At 44.7% G+C, this 19,938-nt stretch carries 14 protein-coding genes; 12 read left to right on the top strand and 2 right to left on the bottom strand.

Features of this window, described 5'->3' with window-relative positions; all coding sequences use genetic code 11:
- Positions 1–76: 76 nt before the first annotated feature.
- From FYJ57_RS11825 to FYJ57_RS11800, 6 genes are all read left to right on the top strand, one after another.
- The gene (locus tag FYJ57_RS11825) at positions 77–436 is read left to right on the top strand and encodes a hypothetical protein (RefSeq protein WP_235904571.1); all 360 of its coding nucleotides are present in this window, start codon (positions 77–79) and stop codon (positions 434–436) included.
- Between the two features lie 460 nt (positions 437–896).
- Positions 897–1,835, top strand: coding sequence for a DMT family transporter (locus tag FYJ57_RS11820; RefSeq protein ID WP_154432794.1), 939 nt, complete (start codon positions 897–899; stop codon positions 1,833–1,835).
- Positions 1,836–2,007: 172 nt separating this feature from the next.
- Positions 2,008–3,063, top strand: coding sequence for an RNA polymerase sigma factor (locus FYJ57_RS11815; protein WP_154432793.1), 1,056 nt, complete (start codon positions 2,008–2,010; stop codon positions 3,061–3,063).
- Between the two features lie 16 nt (positions 3,064–3,079).
- Complete coding sequence (locus FYJ57_RS11810) at positions 3,080–5,449, top strand: Ig-like domain-containing protein (protein WP_205839967.1); 2,370 nt, start codon at positions 3,080–3,082, stop codon at positions 5,447–5,449.
- 51 nt (positions 5,450–5,500) lie between these two features.
- A complete protein-coding gene (locus FYJ57_RS11805; protein ID WP_154432791.1) occupies positions 5,501–7,636 on the top strand; it encodes an Ig-like domain-containing protein in 2,136 nt (711 codons plus the stop codon).
- Positions 7,637–7,931: 295 nt separating this feature from the next.
- The gene (locus FYJ57_RS11800; protein WP_154432790.1) at positions 7,932–10,019 is read left to right on the top strand and encodes a gamma-glutamyl-gamma-aminobutyrate hydrolase family protein; all 2,088 of its coding nucleotides are present in this window, start codon (positions 7,932–7,934) and stop codon (positions 10,017–10,019) included.
- Between the two features lie 199 nt (positions 10,020–10,218).
- On the opposite strand, the gene FYJ57_RS11795 is transcribed toward FYJ57_RS11800, so the two are convergent.
- The gene (locus FYJ57_RS11795) at positions 10,219–11,076 is read right to left on the bottom strand and encodes a class I SAM-dependent methyltransferase (protein WP_106492871.1); all 858 of its coding nucleotides are present in this window, start codon (positions 11,074–11,076) and stop codon (positions 10,219–10,221) included.
- Between the two features lie 364 nt (positions 11,077–11,440).
- Here FYJ57_RS11795 and FYJ57_RS11790 point away from each other — a divergent pair, with 364 nt between their 5' ends.
- The 4 genes from FYJ57_RS11790 (at position 11,441) to FYJ57_RS11775 (ending at position 16,944) form a co-directional block, all read left to right on the top strand.
- Complete coding sequence (locus tag FYJ57_RS11790) at positions 11,441–12,724, top strand: aspartate aminotransferase type Ic (RefSeq protein WP_022171878.1); 1,284 nt, start codon at positions 11,441–11,443, stop codon at positions 12,722–12,724.
- A 266-nt stretch (positions 12,725–12,990) separates the two neighbouring features.
- Positions 12,991–14,385, top strand: coding sequence for a L,D-transpeptidase family protein (locus tag FYJ57_RS11785; RefSeq protein ID WP_154432789.1), 1,395 nt, complete (start codon positions 12,991–12,993; stop codon positions 14,383–14,385).
- Between the two features lie 70 nt (positions 14,386–14,455).
- On the top strand, positions 14,456–15,493 hold the full coding sequence (locus FYJ57_RS11780) for a D-alanine--D-alanine ligase family protein (protein WP_154432788.1): 1,038 nt from the start codon (positions 14,456–14,458) through the stop codon (positions 15,491–15,493).
- 71 nt (positions 15,494–15,564) lie between these two features.
- Positions 15,565–16,944, top strand: coding sequence for a UDP-N-acetylmuramoyl-tripeptide--D-alanyl-D-alanine ligase (locus tag FYJ57_RS11775; RefSeq protein ID WP_154432802.1), 1,380 nt, complete (start codon positions 15,565–15,567; stop codon positions 16,942–16,944).
- Positions 16,945–16,981: 37 nt separating this feature from the next.
- On the opposite strand, the gene FYJ57_RS11770 is transcribed toward FYJ57_RS11775, so the two are convergent.
- Entirely contained in the window at positions 16,982–17,722 is a 741-nt protein-coding gene (locus FYJ57_RS11770) for a lysophospholipid acyltransferase family protein (RefSeq protein ID WP_154432787.1), read from the bottom strand.
- A 140-nt stretch (positions 17,723–17,862) separates the two neighbouring features.
- Between FYJ57_RS11770 and FYJ57_RS11765 the strand changes: the two genes are divergently transcribed.
- Both FYJ57_RS11765 and FYJ57_RS11760 read left to right on the top strand, forming a co-directional pair.
- Positions 17,863–18,273, top strand: a complete 411-nt coding sequence (locus FYJ57_RS11765; RefSeq protein WP_158557479.1) for a protease complex subunit PrcB family protein — start codon at positions 17,863–17,865, stop codon at positions 18,271–18,273.
- 10 nt (positions 18,274–18,283) lie between these two features.
- Positions 18,284–19,849, top strand: a complete 1,566-nt coding sequence (locus FYJ57_RS11760; protein WP_154432786.1) for a DUF3794 and LysM peptidoglycan-binding domain-containing protein — start codon at positions 18,284–18,286, stop codon at positions 19,847–19,849.
- Positions 19,850–19,938: the final 89 nt, after the last annotated feature.

Raw genomic sequence — 19,938 nt, 5'->3', positions numbered from 1 at the left:
ATAAATTCTTGGATTGAAAAGGAGATGAGGGATGGAAGTGTATACATTTGAACAATAATTGAAGGAACCATATGCGTTGGATTTTCACCAAATGCAGCGGATTCACGGAGAATTGTCAAAGGAGATTGGAGAGGATCCGGAAGCTGTGGAATTGTATGAAGAACTGATCGATGCAGCAACCAGATATGCGGCGGTTCGTGCAAAGTGGCTTCGGATGTCGAAAGAAGAAAAAATAGATACGGATTCCTTAAGAACTTCACATCATGATTCCGTGATTATCCATTTGAATATGCTTGCAAGATATCTTAAAATGCAGGGGAAAAAGGCGGTATGGAGAGAACAGCTTGGTGATGTTGAGGAAAATGGCTACATACGAAAAGGGATCGGTGACTTTGCGTGTTATCTTGTGTTCGTAAATAGTATTTGCGCGAGATAATGAAAATGAACCATGGAAAGATAGGAGTATCCAATAGGTTTCATGTGATACCGGGATATTTTTTCGCCCCACTGTCTTCGACCAATCGGCTGGTATACTGGGAATGCTTTTGTGAGATTCCTGTCGTTGTACGGTATGTGATCCTGGCGATATCAGGAACAGGTGTATTATGATATATCCAGGTATTGCGGCTCTTTTCAATGCTGTTACTTCTGGTGAGAAAAGCAGAGAAAGATGGGATCTGGAAATTCGGGGAGAAAACGCCGGTTGTGACGGTTTATCGGTTTGAAATTTATGGATTTTAAGTTCTGAACATTAGGCCTCAGATGCCTGATGTTCAGGACTTTTTTGTCCGAAAATATATAAAAACAGAATAAAAATCGCTTTGAATTTGTCAGTTTTTTGCTATATGATAGTATTATCAGAAAAATACGAAGAAATAAGGGGAGAGAAAAGAAAAATGACACAAAAGCAAAATACGTTAACAAAAACAGGCATTGTCGCGCTTCTTGCGTGTGTATGTTGTATCTTATGGGGAAGCGCGATTCCGGTGATTAAAACGGGGTATCGGCTGATGGAGGTGGATGCGGCGGATACGGCGAGTCAGATTGTATTTGCCGGGGTTCGGTTTACGCTGGCAGGACTGCTGGTTCTGATTTTTGCTTCGATCAGAGAGAAAAAAGTTCTGATTCCGGATCGGACGATTCTGAAATACGCGGTTCCGGTGTGTCTGGCACAGACGGTGGGACAGTATTTCTTCTTTTACATCGGTGTTGCCCACACTTCCGGCGTAAAAGGGGGCATTATCACCGGACTTGGCAACTTTATTGCGATCCTGATGGCCTGTCTGATCGTTCGAAACGAACGGATGACCGGAAGAAAAATGGCGGGCTGCGTGCTTGGATTTGCCGGTGTGGTTGTGATCAATCTGATGGGAAAGTCCCTGGATATGGGATTCACGCTTACCGGTGAAGGATTTATCCTGATCTCGCAGGTCGCTTATGGAATCTCCACGATCCTGATTAATATCTATTCGAAAAAAGTATCCCCGGTGGTGCTCAGCGGAACACAGTTTACCATGGGAGGCGTCGTTCTGACACTGATCGGCATCGGAATGGGCGGACACCTTGGAAATATTACCGCAGTAGGTGTCGTGATCATCTTCTATCTGGCAATGGTTTCGGCAGTTGCTTACACGCTGTGGTCGGTACTGCTTGCCTGGAACGATGTCTCAAAAGTGGCGATTTTCGGATTTGTCAATCCATTATGCAGTGTGATCCTGTCAGCATTGATCCTTGGTGAGGTGAAACAGGCATTTAATACCGGTAGCTTAGTGGCACTGCTTCTGGTGTGTGCCGGGATTTATATTGTTAACTGCAAAGCAAAACAAAAGAATTAAAAATATTTTGGAAAAATCAGAAAAATATAAAACCAAATAGCCGATTCATGCATCTATAAAATATAAAGTATACAGAATCGATATGTGTATAAAGCAAAACAGATTAGCAGATTACTAAATAAAACAATTCTATTCATATAAAAAACTCCGAAAAAAGGAAAGACATAATAATATGGAAGACAATCAGATTACAGATAACGATAAAGAAGATGATAAACAAGACCGCATAGAACTGGTTCAGAGAGCTGTGGAAGGCGATAAAGAAGCATTTACAAACTTATATATGCTTACATATTCAGAAGTATATCATATCGTAAAAGTATTTATACATAATGAAGATACCGCACAGGATATTGTACAGGAAACCTACTATAAAAGCCTGCGAAAGATCAAACAGCTGAAAGAACCGGATAAGTTTCCGGTGTGGATCAAAAAGATAGCGGTTAATACGGCAAAAGCACATTTGCGGAAAGTGGACTGGGTTTTATTCTCGGAGGCAGACGGTGAAGGGGGAAAAAGCATCGCCGAACTGCAGGACGAAAGACTGGAACATATACCGGAGATTGTAGTGGATCAGGCAGAGACGAAAAAAATGATAGACCAGATTCTGGGAGAACTGGATGAAAAGCAGAGAATGGTTGTGGGAATGTTTTACTATGAGCAGATGTCGGTCAACGAGATCGCAGAAGCTTTAAACTGCAGCGTAAATACTGTAAAGAGCCGTCTGAATTATGCGAGAAAAAAGATCGGAAAAGAGATCGCCGAACTGGAGAAAAAGGGAGTTATCCTGCGGACAGCTGCACCGATTCCGATTCTCATGTATCTGTTTCAGAAACTTCGGGGAGTTCAGGAACAGATACCGAAGGCGAAGTTCCTGGTGAAAGCGGGGATAGAAAAAGCAATTGTCACAGGAATTGCAGCAGCAGCGATCTGCATGGGAATCGGGATAGGTGCTGCGAAAATTCCGGACAGGCATCAGCAGGTGCAGGAGGCATACGAGGAGCCTGTTTACGAATACCATGTTTTTTGTAATACCTGCGGAGCAGATGTAACGACAAATGCACAGGAACACGAAGCGATACACAATGCCGGATTCAGCAGCAGGAAGATCCAGACCGGAAGTATTCACCATGATGCGGTGACGCAGCAGGTGTGGGTGGATGAACCTGCATACGATGAAGTGATGACGAGAGGGTATGTCTGCTCGGTATGTGGTGCAGCCAAATAGTGAGGAAGAAGTAGATATGAAAAAGAAAAGACGAAAAAAAATAATATGCATGGCGGTATTGGCACTTATGATCGTGCTGCTGCCTGTCATGTCACAGGCGGGAACGTGGAAAAAGAACAGTACCGGCTGGTGGTGGCAGGAAGATAATGGAAGCTGGCCGGCGAATCAGTGGAAATACATTCACGGAACCTGGTATGCATTTGACGGGAATGGCTATATGCGAACCGGATGGTACTGGGATGGACGTTCCTGGTATTATCTGACCGGAAGCGGAGCGATGGCGGAAGGCTGGGCATCCGTCGGAGGAACCTGGTACTATCTACAGCCGGGAAGCGGAGCGATGCTGACTGGATGGGTAAAAGATGGAACTACCTGGTATTATATGAACAGCAGTGGAGCGATGTTGACCGGCTGGCAGCTGATCAATGGTTCCTGGTACTATCTGTATGGAAATGGAAAGATGGCAGAAAATACCTGGATTGGTTCATGTTATGTCAATCCATCCGGTGCATGGATACCGGATGCTGTTCAGAGTCAGTGGATCCGTTCCGGTGACCGTTGGTGGTATCGACACAGCGATGGAAGCTATACGGTAAATGGTTGGGAGACCATTAATCAGAAAAAATATCATTTTGACAAAAACGGCTGGATGCAGACCGGCTGGCAGAAAATCAACGAAAGCTGGTACTATCTGGGACCGGTAGGCGACGGAGCAATGAGAAAAAATCAGTGGGTGGATGACAGTTATCTCGGTTCCGATGGAAAGATGATGACTGCCTGCTGGGTGGATGATTATTATGTAGGAATATCCGGAAAAATAACAAAAAATCAGTGGGTGCAGGACTATTATGCAGGAGCGGACGGAAAAAAACTGAAAAATCAGTGGATCGATGATTCTTATGTCGGCGGGGATGGGAAAAAAGTAACCAGCCAGTGGATCGGAGAGTCCTATGTCGACGAGGATGGAGTGCTTGTTCGAAATCAGTGGGTCGGAGATTCCTTTGTCGGAAAAAACGGAACGAAATTGAAAAACACCTGGATTGATGACCGTTATCTGGATTCGGATGGAAACTGGGACAGAACGAAACCGGTACGGGTTCCGCTGGAAACGATTCGTTTGCAGACAACAGGTCAGCCATTGAAGCCGGGAGAAGAAGAGGAGATAGACTGGCAGTATTATCCGGAAAATACGACAGATGATCTGACTGCAAAGTGGACATCTTCGGATGAATCGATTGCAACAGTCAAGGATGGGAAAGTTACGGCGCATAAAGCGGGAGTAGTAAAAATCGCATTGAAAGTTTCCGACGTTTCACGGTCGGTGGAAATGCTTGTGTTACCGGAAGATGCTTCATCCATATCGGTAGAAATCAAGTATCCCACATCGGATGCTGATTATCTCAAATATGGGGAAGCAGCAGAAGTATCTGTCCATATGCAGCCGGGAAATTATGATATTACCAATCTTATCAGAATGTCTGTCGATGATGAAAATATCCTTATGCTCAATTCTCCGGTAGGTATTCTGTGGGCAACGGATATAGGAGAGACCACGCTTCATATAACGATACGGGATATCGAGTTAAGTCGGAAGATAACGGTAGTATCGGCAGATAAAGACCTAGAAGAGCTTTATTTTGATCAGACAACGTTATATATGGAAAAGAACGAGACAACACACCTTCGGTTAACATCAAAACCTGTGGAGTATGCAAATTATCAGTATGCTAACGGTTATGGAATAAGATGGGGAAGCAGCGATGAAAGTGTGGTGACAGCGGATCGTTTTGGCATTGTCGCACAAAAACCGGGAAGAGCAACCGTATATGCAGAGATTCTTGGTAAACGGGCAGAATGTGAAGTGATCGTAACCGGTGAGGAAGATGTCGTGGAATACTCTTATGACACAGAATATGCCAAATATCTTTTTGATGAAGTCAACAAAATGAGAACAGCAAATGGGGTAGAACCATTTGTGTGGAATGAAGAAGATGCGGTCTATGCTTCTAAGGTCAAAGTGGGAATGCATGTGCAACCTGATTTTGACATTTACGGAATTATAGGTGTAGATGAAAATGAGGAAACACAGGATGTTCAGCTGGTGTACGGAGATGATAAGGACTTTACGAAAGAAGCAGCCTTGGATGCTCTGATACAAAATTCATCCTGTATGATACAACTGATGAAAAAGACCGATCAGCCACTGACAGCAGGCTGTGCGGTTCTGGTGTTGAAGGTAGATGGAAAAATAGAAAAACGCGGACTTATATTTACAATCGGACCATCAGAAAGTGAACTAGCAAACTATTCTCAGCAGGAAAGAGAAGAATATTGGGCAAACTGGATGGAGATTTCCGTTGATGATATGAAAAAATATCTGCATTAACCGTTTATAAACCAAGAGGATTTATAATAAATACTTCGAAGGAGAAAGAATATGAAGAACAAAACAATCAAAAAAGCCTTGGCGATCGGGATGTCTGTGCTGATGCTCGCGTCAACATTTACGCCGGTCAGCGTACAGGCAGCCGGTGGCTGGAAACAGAACAAAACCGGCTGGTGGTGGGAGGAGGATAACGGAAGTTATCCGACCAACAGCTGGAAAAATATCGGCGGAACCTGGTACTATTTTGACGGAAACGGTTATATGGTAACCGGATGGTTAAAACTTTCCAGTGGTTGGTATTATCTGACGGAAAGCGGAGCAATGGCCACCGGCTGGGTGCAGGTAGGAAGCACCTGGTATTACATGAATGAAAGTGGAGTCATGCAGGCAGATACCTGGATCGGTGACAATTATGTGGATGGAAGCGGAGCCTGGATCCCCGGAAAAGCAAAAACGCAGACCGGCTGGGTGAAAAGCGGGAATCGTTGGTGGTACAGCCATGCCGATGGAAGCTATACAACCAATGACTGGGAAGTGATCAACGGAAGCTGGTATTACTTCGATGGATCCGGCTGGATGGTGACGGGCTGGTTAAAACGCCCGAGTGGTTGGTATTATCTGACGGGAAGCGGAGCAATGGCCACCGGCTGGGTGCAGGTAGGAAGCACCTGGTATTACATGAATGAAAGTGGAGTCATGCAGGCAAATACCTGGATCGGTGACAATTATGTAGGCGGAAGCGGAGCCTGGATTCCCGGAAAAGTGAAAACACAGGCCGGCTGGGTGAAGAGCGGAAACCGCTGGTGGTACAGACATGCGGATGGCGGTTATACGATGAACGGCTGGGAAATGATCAACGGAACCTGGTACTACTTCGACGGATCCGGCTGGATGGTCACCGGTTGGAAACAGGTGAACGGAAGCTGGTATTACATGGATGCATCCGGGGCAATGGTAAAAAATGCCTGGGCAGGTGATTATTATCTGGGAGCTGACGGAGCCATGGCAACGAATACCTGGATCGGACAGTATTATGTAGATGGTAGCGGAAAATGGGTACCGAATAAACAAAGAGAACCTGAAAAACAGGAAATTGCTCTGAAGTCTATCAACCTGAGCCAGACGAGTGCATCGTTATGGACCGGAGAAGAATTAACTCTTCAGGTTACTTGTAACCCGTCCGACACAACAGTAGACAAAAGTGTAACCTGGAGCAGCTCCGATGAATCTGTTGCAACGGTAGAGAATGGAAAAGTAAAAGGTATTGGAAAAGGAACAGCCACGATTACAGCGGAAGTTGCCGGAAAAAAAGCAACTTGTGAGGTGGATGTAGTAGTTCCGTTTAATATTGTAAGCATGCCTTATGAAGAGCTTGGTTATCTGCCGTTTGGAACATATAATGCTGAGTATTTCAACGGTGGTTTTTCAATACTTCCAGAAGATTATGATTTGGTAAAAGGGGAAGATTGGAGTATATCGGATGAAACAATAGCAAAATTAGAGGTATTCAGAGATGATTATAATGGAGACTATGCACAGCTTACCGGACTCAAAGAAGGAACAGTTACGCTTACAGCAACCTACAAAGGAAAAAGTGTTTCCATGGATATTATCACAAAAAAGGTTGCAGATCTTGAATCATTGAGTTATCCTCAGGAAACGTATACTGCAAAAGTAGGAGAAAAACTTAATTTATATCCAGAGATTAATCCAACCAATACGTATTTACCTGTAGAACTTGAGTTTGAATCCAGTAATCCAGAAGTGGCGACAATAGATAGATCAGGTATCGTAAGAGCAAAAAAAGAAGGCTATACAACTATAACGGCTTCAAAAGATCGTATGAAAACAATTAGTACTTCCTGTACTGTAAAAGTAGAAGGAACATCAGATAATACCGAATTGGAAATAATTAGGTATGAAGGAAATGAAAATGAATATTATCCGTTGGGTGTGAAAATAAAATTGCCGATAGCTGTATACCCGGCAACTTATCAGTATGAGCAAAGTGATCTCAAACTGACAATACTTGAGCAGGGTACAAGATATTATGGTGGAGAAGCCCGGATTGAAGATGGAGAAATTATAGGAACTTCGGAGGGAGCTGTATATGTGGAGGCATCTTTGGGAGACTGTGAACCAATAAGATTTCAGGTTATTTTCAGTGAATACGCATCTGCTAGATAGAAAAAATGAAAATATTTGAATTGAAGAGGCAAATTTAAGTAAAGCAAAGACCTTGGCAGTCTGGAAATCCAGAAACGTCAAGGTCTTTTGTATTTGTAGGTAACTTGTAATATAGTAATGAAGAAAAGCGGGAGTTTTTCAGTCATAAATTTTTAAAAAAAATTTATCAAAAATAAAACCTCACCCCCATTTTATGTATCTATATAAGTGAGAATGCAACAGAAAACTTGAAACTGTAATGTTTTAAGAGCCAAAAGAAAAGACATAACAGAAAGAATGCAAGGAGGGCGAGTGTATGCATTACAAAAGATTACAAAAATACGGAAAGAAACTGGCTGTTGCAGTCCTGACCAGTGCGGTGCTTCTGGCTTCGGGAGCGACTGTTTATGCGGAGGATACCGGGGAGTATATGGCTCAGGAAAATATACAGGAGACAGAAGGTACTGAAAGTACAGTGGATGCGGAAACATCTGCAGAATCCGCTGACAAGGAGGATTTGAAGCCGGATCAGGAGGAAGAAAAAGAAGAAGCTGCCGAAGTGGAAACACAGGAAGAGGGCAAAACGCAGGATGTTTCAGAAGAACAGCCGGAATCCGAAGTACAGATAAAGGAGGAAAAACAGCCGGCATCGGAAAGTGCAGCAGTTCCTGAACTGAATGAGGAAGCACAGCAGCCCGCTGTACAGTCCCAGGAAGCTCAGATTGCGGTTCAGACGCAGACGGTGGAAGCACCACATCCGGGATGGAATCAGAGTGGCGGACAAACCTACCATCTGGATGAAAACATGAATCGGTTGACAGGCTGGCGATTGTTGGGAAATGTCTGGTATTATTTTGATGATCAGGGAGTTATGGCTACCGGCTGGCGATGGATCGGTGGAAAATGGTATTATATGAATTCCGCCGGGGCAATGCAAAGCGGCTGGTTTCAGGATGGACAGACCTGGTATTATGCCAATGGAAGTGGCGTGATGCAGACGGGCTGGCTGAACCGTGGAGGAACCTGGTATTACCTGACGGGAAGCGGAGCGATGGCAGAAGGATGGGGAAATATCGGTGGTACCTGGTATTATTTTCAGCCGGGAAACGGAGCGATGCAGGTCGGCTGGGTGAAAGACGGAAACATCTGGTATTACATGAATGGAAGCGGAGCGATGCAACGAGGTTGGCTGAACCGTGGAGGAACCTGGTATTATCTGACCGGAAGCGGAGCTATGGTGGAAGGCTGGGCGTATATCGGCAGTTCCTGGTACTATATGGTGCCGGGGAATGGAGCCATGGTCGGAGCCGGATGGCATCTGATCGATAATTCCTGGTATTATATGAACGGAAGTGGTGCCATGTGCAGCAACCGATGGATTGGAAATTATTATGTCGGTGGAAGCGGAGCGATGCTGACAAATACATGGGTTGGCTCATATTGGGTAGGAGCTGACGGGAACTGGATCCCGAATTATGACCCGGATCAGAATGCAAGATGGGTACAGGACGGAAACACCTGGTATTACCAGAGAACAGATGGAAGCAGAATCACTAATAGTTGGAAAAAGATTAACGGCACCTGGTATTATTTCGCCGGAAGCGGAGCCATGCTCACCGGATGGAACGTTGTGGGTGGCTCCTGGTACTTCTTTAACGGAAGTGGAGCGATGCAGACAGGCTGGGGTCAGGTTGACGGTTCCTGGTACTATTTTGGCGGTGACGGAGCCATGAAAACCGGTTGGATCAATGATGGAAAGAGAAATTATTATCTGAAACCAAATGGTGTATGGAAGAATATTCTTATCGGAGTTATCGGTAACAATGAGGCAGGAGCGGCAACTACGGCGGCAAAAGTCAGAGAAATGGGTGTTGATGCCGTGATCGTCACAGGAGGCTATGATCCTTCACAGTATGATGGAATCATTATTCCGGGAGGTGGAGATCTGGATCCATCACGATATGGACAGGCAAATACAGGAAGCAGCAATATCGACAATGCACTGGATGACAGACAGATCGATGCAGTGAAAAGAAGTGCCGAAGCCGGAAAACCGGTTCTTGGCATCTGTAAAGGTATACAGCTGGTGAATGTCGCTTTTGGTGGAACACTGAATCAGAATATTGGAGGTCACATGGGTGTATGGCATTCGGCACATGTGGTTGCCGGTGGATGGCTCTCAGGAGTATATTCCGGTTCTGTGAGTGTCCTCAGCTATCATCATCAGTCCATCCGTGATCTGGCACCTGGTTTCCAGGTAGATATGCGGGCAGGAGATGGAACAGTTGAGGCTATTTCAAACAGTGCAAAACGTGTCTACGGTGTACAGTTCCATCCGGAACAGATGAACAATGATGCGGGAAATCGTTGCATGAAACAGTTTGTGGCGATTTGTACAAACTAATGGGAAAATGAAATAGATCAGAGAAAAAACAGGCAGGAGAGATCCGGAAAAATGGATTTCTTCTGCCTGTTTCGTTTATGCGAGCAATGAGTCAAAGTTCGTGCTGGCACGAGAACTTGACGACTGCCGCGATAACTTGAGAAATTCGCATAGCATGTTTCTCATAATAATGTTGCATAGTAGCAATCGTTTATAATGATTACCGTTCCCAGCGTCCCGAAGCCCCGCATGGAAGCACCAGTCCGGTATCACGAACCGGTAAACCGATCTCCTGAGAGTCCACATGACCGTTAAATGGTTTCAACTCGGTAGCAATCATATAAGTCAGTACTGCCGGAGCAAGTCCTGTTGTGTAGGAGTTTACCAGGAAGAATAACGGATCATCGCTGAGTAGTTTTGCACACAGCTTGATCAGCGGATGGATCGCTTCCTCGATCTTCCAGATTTCTCCTTTGGGTCCACGACCGTAAGACGGCGGATCCATGATGATCGCATCGTAGTGATTGCCACGGCGAATCTCACGTTCTACAAATTTTACACAGTCATCTACGATCCAGCGGATAGGGGCATCTTTCAGACCGGAAGAAACTGCGTTTTCCTTCGCCCAGGTGACCATTCCCTTAGAAGCATCCACATGAGTAACACTGGCACCTGCAGCTGCAGCGGCAAGGGTGGCACCACCGGTGTAGGCGAAGAGGTTCAGCACCTTGATCGGGCGTCCGGCTTTGCGGATCTTGTCACCGAACCAGTCCCAGTTGGTTGCCTGTTCAGGGAAAAGACCGGTGTGTTTGAAACTGAAAGGTTTTAAATTGAAGGTAAGGTCTTTGTACTGAATGGTCCACTGTTCCGGCAGGTTGAAGAATTCCCATTCACCGCCGCCCTTTTTGCTGCGGTGGTAGTGGCCATTCATCTTTTTCCAGCCCGGATTCTTCTTCGGGGTATCCCAGATAACCTGTGGGTCCGGACGAACCAGCAGATAGTCGCCCCAACGTTCCAGTTTTTCTCCTTTGGAGGTGTCAAGCACCTGATAATCTTTCCATTGATCTGCAATCCACATGATAAAATATCCTTTCTTTCTATATAAATGTATGTTTGGCTAACAGTATTTTCCGGAAATTGGGAAAAAGACTGTATATGTTCTATGAGTAAAGTCAGAATGTCCAAGGGACATACTTATCTATAGAATACCATAAACCGGAAAGACAATACAACAGCTATTTGAAAATGCAAGTTTTATGAAGAAAAGTTGCATAAACTGCCTTGAAAAATAAAATACATCCGTATAATTTGCCGAAAATGCAAGTGTTTCTTGACATATGGTCACTTTCCCGATACAATATTTTCTAGTAGCGTTGTGTAGCGTGAAAGTGAAACGACTGCACAATGAACCATGATGGAAGCAAAAGCACAGGAGGAGATCTATGAAACCGTATAGTCAGTTAAGCAAAGAAGAATTAACCGCTCTGAAGAAAGAACTGGAGAAGCAGTTTGAGGATGTAAAAGGTAAGGGCCTGAAACTGGATATGTCTCGTGGTAAACCGGCAAAAGCTCAGTTGGATCTGAGTAACGGCATGATGGACATTCTGAACAGTGAAACCGATCTGGTAAGCTCTGACGGAGTAGACTGCAGAAACTATGGGATTCTGGATGGTATCAGTGATGCGAGAAAACTGCTGGCTGATATGAGCGAAGTGCCGGAGAGAAACATCCTGATTTATGGCAATTCCAGCCTGAATGTTATGTTTGATACCGTAGCACGTGCCATGACACACGGCTTTCTGGGAAGCACTCCATGGTGTAAATTAGATAAAGTAAAATTCCTCTGTCCGGTACCCGGATATGACCGTCACTTTGGTATTACCGAATTCTTTGGAATCGAGATGATCAATGTGCCATTACTGCCGACCGGTCCGGATATGGATATGGTGGAGAAACTGGTAGCAGAGGATCCGGCGATCAAAGGTATCTGGTGTGTACCGAAATACGCAAACCCAACCGGTATCTCGTACTCTGATGAGACTGTAAAAAGATTTGCACACCTGAAACCGGCAGCAGAAGATTTCCGTATTTTCTGGGATAATGCATATTCCATCCATCATCTGTATGATGACAAGAGAGACGTGATCCTGGAGCTGTTAAATGAATGCGTCAAAGCAGGAAATCCGAATATGGTTCTGAAATTTATTTCTACATCCAAAGTATCTTTCCCGGGATCCGGTATCGCAGCACTGGCAGCATCCGAAGCAAACCTGGAAGATGCGAAAAAATACATGCGTGTGCAGACTATCGGTCACGATAAACTGAATCAGCTGCGTCATGTAAGATTCTTTAAAGATATGCAGGGAATGTATGCACATATGAGAAAACATGCGGATATCCTGCGTCCGAAGTTTGAAAAAGTATGGGAGGTTCTGGACAGAGAACTGGGTGGTCTTGAGATCGGTACCTGGACAAAACCTCTGGGTGGATATTTCATTTCCTTTGATTCTATGGAAGGATGTGCAAAAGCTATCGTTGCGAAAGCAAAAGAAGCAGGTCTGGTACTGACAGGTGCAGGTGCAACCTATCCATACGGAAAAGATCCGAAAGACAGTAACATTCGTATCGCTCCGTCTTTCCCGACAGTAGAAGAACTGGCGGTTGCCGTTGAAATCTTTGTACTGAGCGTAAAATTAGTAAGTATCGATAAGCTTCTTGAAGCATAAAACACAGGAAAACTAAGGCTGTTTACCGGAGAAAAATTTTCCGGTAAATGGTCTTTTTCTTTTGCTCTTTTTTAAGAAAATGGCTTTACCCATCATAGGTTCGGTGTTAGAATAATGTGGAACAGACAGACGCGAGGGGGATATGCGGAGGTCTGTGAAGTAAATGAAGGGATGATGCAGGAATACCGGCAGATTTTTAAAAGAGAAGGAAAAGTAAAATGCGCCGGAAGGTCTGCATGTTCGGAAGAAAGTAAGGGATTATAGTTATGGCAAAAAAGAAAAAAAAGAATGCGAAGAAACTGGTTCTTGGCGTACTGGTTGCCTATGTAGCGATTATGGCTCTTGGATATATGGGGGTGTCCTATTATTTCTCCAGCCATTTTCTGAAAGGAACTACGATCAGTGGTATCGACTGCAGCAGCAAGACAGCCACGCAGGTGAAAAAGAAGATTCAGAAACAGCTTGGGCAGTATAAACTGCGGATCGCGGAACTGGATGGAAAGACAGAGACAATTCAGGCAACCCAGATCGATCTTACTTACGTGGATGATAATAAAGTAGATGAACTGTTAAAAGAACAGGAACAGTGGAAATGGATCACAGCATTCTCATCAAAAAAGACATACGAACTGGCAGTAACGACCACCTATGATGAGAAAAAACTGAAGGAAGCTCTGGATGATATGAGCTGTTTTCAGGAAGAAAATGTGGTCGCACCCAAGGATGCCTGTTTGAAGGAGCAAAATGGCGAGTATGTGATCGTTCCGGAGGAAGAAGGAAATACACTGGATCGCACAAAGGTGGAAAAGGCAGTAAAGGATGCAATCGAAAGCGGAAAGACAGAAATTAATTTGGAAGAACTTGGCTGCTATGAAAAACCATCGGTATGGAAGGATGATCCTGATCTGATTTCCGAGAGGGATGCGAAAAATCAGCTTTTGAAAGTCGATATTACGTATGACTTCGGAGATCGGAGTGAGACGGTAGATGGTTCCGTAGTAAAAGACTGGTTGATCCGGGACAGTGATGGAAACTGGACGGTGGATGAAAGCAAAGCGGCTGATTATGTACAGCAGCTTGCTTATAAATATGATACATTTGGTCTGACCCATGAATTTACCACACATGCAGGAAAGAAGATCACTTTGAAGGGCGGCGATTATGGATGGGTCATCAAGAAAAAAGAAACCACCGCAGCCCTTGTGGAATACATAAAAGAAGGAAAAACCGGAACGGTAGAGCCGGTTTATCTGTATGAAGGAAAGAGCCGGGATACCAACGATATCGGTGGCACCTACGTAGAGATCAGTATCCAGGATCAGGAAATGTGGTGTTACAAGGATGGTGCGGTCGTGGTGGATACGCCCGTAGTAACGGGTAATGTGTCAAAAGGATATGATACACCGTCAGGAAGTGTCTGGGCAATTGATGCGAAAAAACATGATGCAGTCTTAAAAGGCGAAGGTTATACACAGCCTGTGACCTACTGGATGCCGTTTAATGGTAATGTGGGAATTCATGATGCGGATACCTGGCGTTCCGAATACGGTGGTGAGATCTACAAAACCAGCGGTTCCCACGGATGTGTGAACACACCTACAGCAAACGCGGAGAAAATCTTTAATACGGTAGAGATTGGAACACCGGTAATCGTGCATTAAAAAGAAGAAAGCAGTGGCTGAAACAGAAACTGCGAAAATAATTTTGGAAAGAAAGAGTAGGAGAAGAAAAATGAAAATTGTAGTATTGGCAGCTGGAACCAGCACGGAACGTGAGGTTTCTATTGTATCGGGAACAGAAGTGTGTAAGGCACTTCGTTCCAGGGGACATCAGGCGATTCTTGTGGATGTATTTTTCGGCAAGGAAGGTGCAGATCCTGCCACTGCTTTTGACGGAGATTATGATGTAGATGTAGAAGCTGCATATATCAGCAGTTTTAATGCACAGGTAAAAGATGCGGTGGCAAGCGGAAGAGAATTCTTCGGTCCGGGTGTGATTGAGCTGTGTAAGGCAGCGGATGTGGTCTTTATGGCACTTCACGGAGCGAACGGTGAAGATGGAAGAGTACAGGCCTACTTCGATCTGTGCGGTATCCCGTATACCGGAACCGGTTATCTGAGCAGTGCGATGGCGATGGACAAAGGAATCACAAAAAAAATCTTTCGGACTTCCGGTGTTCCGACACCACGCGGTGTGGAACTGAAAAAGGGGAAAGACAGCATGAATCTGGCTGACTATAATATGGAACTTCCGGTTGTGGTTAAGACCTGCTGTGGAGGCTCAAGCGTTGGAGTGTATATCACAAAGACACCGGAAGAATACGAAGAGGCACTGAAAGGTGCATTTTCCTACGAGGATGAAGTGGTAGTAGAGGAGTATATCGAGGGAAGAGAATTTTCTGTTGGTGTGGTAGACGGTAAAGCCTATCCGATCATCGAGATCGCCCCGGTAGAAGGATTTTACGATTATAAGAATAAATATTCCGCAGGCGCGACCATCGACACCTGTCCTGCAGTTCTGACCGAGGAGCAGACCAGGCAGATGCAGACATATGCAGAAGCAGGATGCAAGGCACTGGCAGTTGAGGGATATGCAAGACTGGATTTCCTGATGAAAGAGGATGGTTCCATGTACTGCCTCGAAGCAAATACACTTCCGGGTATGACTCCGACCAGTCTGCTTCCGCAGGAGGCGGCAGTTCTGGGCATTGATTATGCTCAGCTGTGTGAAAAGCTGATTGAAATTTCTATGAGAAAATATCAGAAGTAAATGATGGTTTGCAAAAAGAAAAGTAACTGTAAGGACATGAAACAGTTACGGAAAAAGAGGAAATTGTAATGATGAAGAATCTTACACTGGGACATATCGCGGCTGCCTGCCACGGTACCTATTACGGCTCGGAAGAAAAAAAGAGTCAGTGCATTGAAGCAGTAACAACAGACAGTCGGAAAGTAGAAAGGGGTTGCCTGTTTGTTCCGATTGTGGGTGCAAGGGCAGATGGTCATAAATTTATTGATCAGGTAATGAAACAGGGGGCGTTGGCTACTCTGAGCGAACGCCCGTTAGGAGAAGTGGATTTCCCTTATATTCAGGTTGAGTCTTCGTTGCAGGCAGTAAAAGATCTGGCAGCATATTATCTGGAACAGTTGCAGATTCCGGTTGTAGGTATCACCGGAAGTGTGGGAAAGACCAGCACGAAAGAGATGATTGCAGCAGTACTGGAACAGAAATTTCAGGTACTGAAAACTCTGGGTAATTTTAATAACGAACTGGGACTTCCACTGACGGTGTTCCGACTTCGCGAGGAAGATGAAATTGCAGTTCTGGAGATGGGAATCAGCGATTTTGGTGAGATGCATCGTCTGGCGTCTATTGCACAGCCAAATACCTGTGTGATCACCAACATTGGTACCTGTCATCTGGAAAATCTGGGAGATCGTGATGGTGTACTGAAAGCTAAGACAGAGGTATTTGACCATCTGAAACCGGATGCTACAGTGATCTTAAACGGAGATGACGATAAACTGGTCACTGTAAAAGAAGTACAGGGAAGGAGACCGATATATTTCGGACTGAATGAGGGATTTCCGATATATGCTGACGAGATCGAGAGCAAAGGACTGAAGGGGATTGCCTGTCGGATTCATACGCCGAAGGGAACATTTTCTGTGGTTGTACCGATTCCGGGACATCATATGGTTTACAATGCACTTGCGGGAACAGCGGTCGGACTGGCATACGGTATGGAACTTTCTGAGATTCAGAAAGGAATTGAAAGTCTGCAGTCATTAAGTGGTCGGTTCCATATTATTGAGAACGAAAAGTACACGATCGTGGATGACTGTTACAACGCAAACCCGATGTCCATGAAGGCTTCTCTTGGTATCCTGAAAGATGCGATGGGAAGAAAAGTGGCCATTCTGGGAGACATGGGAGAACTGGGAGAGAATGAAAAAGAGCTGCACAGGGAAGTCGGAACTTTCGCGGGAAATTGTGGCATTGATCTTCTGATCTGTGTGGGAACCCTGGCAAAAGAAATTGCCGAAGCGGCAAAGGAAAGCAGCATACAGGCGGAAAAACAGCTGGAAGCCGTATCCTTCGATACACTGGAAGAACTTCTGATGCATCTGGGAGAACAGGTGAAACAGGGAGATACGATTCTTGTGAAAGCATCTCATTTTATGAATTTTGGAAAAATAGTGGAAGCATTACAAAAATAAAATATAGTATGCAACAAAAAAGAACGGGTCACCGGTATTAAACCAGTGGCTCGTTCTTTTTCAGTGTTTCGAGAATCAGTGTTCTCGTATACTCACCGATATGTTTTTGGTCCTCTTTGGAAAGTTCAGATGGACGGAATGGTTTGCAGTATTCCAGAACTACATGGTTTTTTCGAATCTTCGGAAATTGTTTTTCAAAGATCGATACGGTGTTGTTCATAGCAATCGGGACAATCAGACAGTCAGTTTTAGTTGCCAGACGAAAGCTTCCTTCATGGAATTCCAGAAGTTCCAGATCGCTTTCATTCCTGTTTCTGGTGCCTTCCGGGAAGATGCAGACAGAGATACCGGACTTGATCAGCTCGATCCCAGACAGGATGGTTTTCAGTCCTTTTTTTATATCTTTCCGGTCAAGGAAGAGACAGTGGAGATAATGCATCCAGTTTGAAAGCAGAGGTATCTTCTCCATCTCAGCTTTGGCAATATAGCCGGTCAGTCGCGGGCAGCGGGTGTAGGTGAGAAGAATATCAAAAAAACTTCGGTGGTTGCCTATATACAGAACGGCTGCATCCGTCGGAACCAGTTCTTCGCCAATAACAGTAACTTCTACACCGGTCAGCCACAGGATAAAACGGAAAACTGACTGGATCAGATGCAGAGAGCTGATATCCTTTTTGTAGGGGTTGAATTTACCGATGATCCATTCAACAATAAGGATAGGAATTGAGAGGATCAGAAACCCGATAACAGTAATGCATACTAAAAGAAATCTTATCATATGTGCCTCCATATACATGAATTCTCAGATGGATGTTTCGCGTATGAAGATACGAAACATCACTGCAGTACACTTATTATATAGGAATTTATGGAAAAAATCCACATAAAATAATAAGGATCAATCGTGGGGGGATGCGGATGAACAGGAGTATGGTATTGTTGCTTCTGATTGTTGTGCTGGCAGGAAGTATCTGGGGATGTGGAAGGATGCGGCAGAAGAAGGAAAAAGAACATGGAGTAGAATATACGGTGTTGGGGGAAGACCAGATACCTGACGAGATCCGGAAAGTAGTGGATGTAAAAAAGCAGGAAGAATTTCAGATGACCTATCAGGAAGAGGATATGCTGTATCTGTTACAGGGGTATGGGATTCAGAGCAGTGGAGGGTACAGTATCCGTGTGGAAAAAGTCAGCGAAAATGATACGGAACTTCATGTAAAGACAAAACTGATCGGTCCGAAGGGGAAAGATGGAGGAACGGAGGGGATATCTTGTCCGTATCTTGTGATCAAAGTGGAAAACCGTCACAAAAAAGTAGTGTTTGATTAGGAGGGAGTATATGGAACTGCGAAAAAAAAATTTGCATATGATGCAAAAGAAAAGCGAAGCTCAGAATCAGATTACTTTTGATGAGGATTATAATGTACCGGATCAAAAAGCGGATATCGGTCAGATCATCCAGAAGAAAGGCGAGGTGGAGATTGAACAGGTCCAGGTGAGCGAAGGAAAAGCTGTGATTCAGGGACAGTTGATTTTCCGGCTTTTGTATGTGGCAGACAATCCGGGAAAAACAGTTTCCAGTCTGGAAGGAAAGCTTCCGATCGAAGAAACATTGCATCTGGATAAGGTACAAAGCGGGGACAAAGTTTGCTTAAAGTGGGAGATTGAAGATCTGACGATTCATCTGATTAATTCCAGAAAGCTGAATGTGAAGGCAATCGTGGAATTCCTGGCAGTTGTGGATGAGGAAAAGCAGATATCGATACCGGTGGAACTGAAAGGAGAAGAAGAGATTTCCGCAAAGAAAAAGACGATCAGGGTTCTGACACTTGGTGTACATAAAAAAGACACCCTGCGAAAGAAAGAGGAAATTACGATTGCTTCGAACAAGCCGAATATTCACCAGATTCTGTGGAAGGATATTCAGGTACGGGGGCTTGAGATGCGGGCCCAGGAAGGAAAGGTGACAGCGAGGGGGGAATTGTCAGTATTTGTGCTGTATGTGTCCGATGATGAGGCCAATCCGCTGCAGTGGCTGGAACAGACTATGACATTTTCCGGTGAGCTTTCCTGTACAGGATGTACGATAGATATGATTCCATATATTGATACCACGATGTTGCAGTCCAGTCTGGAGATCAAACCGGATGCGGACGGAGAGGAACGGGTATTTCTTGTGGATGTGGTGTTGGAACTGGATATCAGGCTTTATCAGGAAGAAACAGAAACGATACTTCTGGATATCTATACGCCGAAACTGGAATGTATTCCGCGGTGCGAAACGCAGATGCTGGAACAGCTGGTAGTAAGAAATGCTGCCAAATGTCGTGTCAGTGACCGGATATCTGTGGAAGAAGCCCAGGGAAAGATTCTTCAGATCTGTCATGGAGAGGGCAGCGTGAAGGTGGATAGTGTGCACCGGGCAGAGCATGGGATTCAGGTGGAAGGAATTGTACAGGTAAGGATTCTTTACAGTATCAGTGACGATGAGATGCCGTTTTATTCGATGGAAACTGTGATACCTTTCTCTCAGATGATCGAGGGAGAAGAGGTCAATGGACAATATGGTTATCAGCTGCAGGCTGATTTGGAACAGCTGTCGATGATGATGTTAGACAGCAGTGAGATTGAGGTGAAGGTGGTACTGAATCTGAATGCCTTGCTGGTAATGCAGTGGGAGGAAGACCTCATACAGGAGATCCAGACGCGGGAGCCGGATCAGAAAAAACTGGAAGAACTGCCTGGAATCGTATGCTATGTGGTACAGCCCAGGGATACTCTGTGGGATATTGCAAAAATGTTTTATACTACAATGGAGGCTATCCGGAAATTGAATGATCTTGGAGAAGGGGAAGTCAAACCGCGCCAGACACTTCTGGTGGTGAAAAACAGCGGGTGTAACTGAGAAAAAAACTCCAAAAGTGCTGCTTGAATTTTTGAAGAAAACAGTGTAATATATTTTTACATGAATATTGTATACAAAGTACATAGTTG

The sequence above is a fragment of the Oliverpabstia intestinalis genome (genome assembly GCF_009696065.1).
Lineage (GTDB): Bacteria > Bacillota > Clostridia > Lachnospirales > Lachnospiraceae > Oliverpabstia > Oliverpabstia intestinalis.
This window is presented reverse-complemented; position numbering and strand designations above follow the sequence as displayed.

Coding starts and splice junctions, on each gene's coding strand:
- FYJ57_RS11820 (WP_154432794.1), top strand. CDS start 897: ATGACACAAAAGCAAAATACGTTAACAAAAACAGGCATTGTCGCGCTT.
- FYJ57_RS11815 (WP_154432793.1), top strand. CDS start 2,008: ATGGAAGACAATCAGATTACAGATAACGATAAAGAAGATGATAAACAA.
- FYJ57_RS11810 (WP_205839967.1), top strand. CDS start 3,080: ATGAAAAAGAAAAGACGAAAAAAAATAATATGCATGGCGGTATTGGCA.
- FYJ57_RS11805 (WP_154432791.1), top strand. CDS start 5,501: ATGAAGAACAAAACAATCAAAAAAGCCTTGGCGATCGGGATGTCTGTG.
- FYJ57_RS11800 (WP_154432790.1), top strand. CDS start 7,932: ATGCATTACAAAAGATTACAAAAATACGGAAAGAAACTGGCTGTTGCA.
- FYJ57_RS11795 (WP_106492871.1), bottom strand. CDS start 11,076: ATGTGGATTGCAGATCAATGGAAAGATTATCAGGTGCTTGACACCTCC.
- FYJ57_RS11790 (WP_022171878.1), top strand. CDS start 11,441: ATGAAACCGTATAGTCAGTTAAGCAAAGAAGAATTAACCGCTCTGAAG.
- FYJ57_RS11785 (WP_154432789.1), top strand. CDS start 12,991: ATGGCAAAAAAGAAAAAAAAGAATGCGAAGAAACTGGTTCTTGGCGTA.
- FYJ57_RS11780 (WP_154432788.1), top strand. CDS start 14,456: ATGAAAATTGTAGTATTGGCAGCTGGAACCAGCACGGAACGTGAGGTT.
- FYJ57_RS11775 (WP_154432802.1), top strand. CDS start 15,565: ATGAAGAATCTTACACTGGGACATATCGCGGCTGCCTGCCACGGTACC.
- FYJ57_RS11770 (WP_154432787.1), bottom strand. CDS start 17,722: ATGATAAGATTTCTTTTAGTATGCATTACTGTTATCGGGTTTCTGATC.
- FYJ57_RS11765 (WP_158557479.1), top strand. CDS start 17,863: ATGAACAGGAGTATGGTATTGTTGCTTCTGATTGTTGTGCTGGCAGGA.
- FYJ57_RS11760 (WP_154432786.1), top strand. CDS start 18,284: ATGGAACTGCGAAAAAAAAATTTGCATATGATGCAAAAGAAAAGCGAA.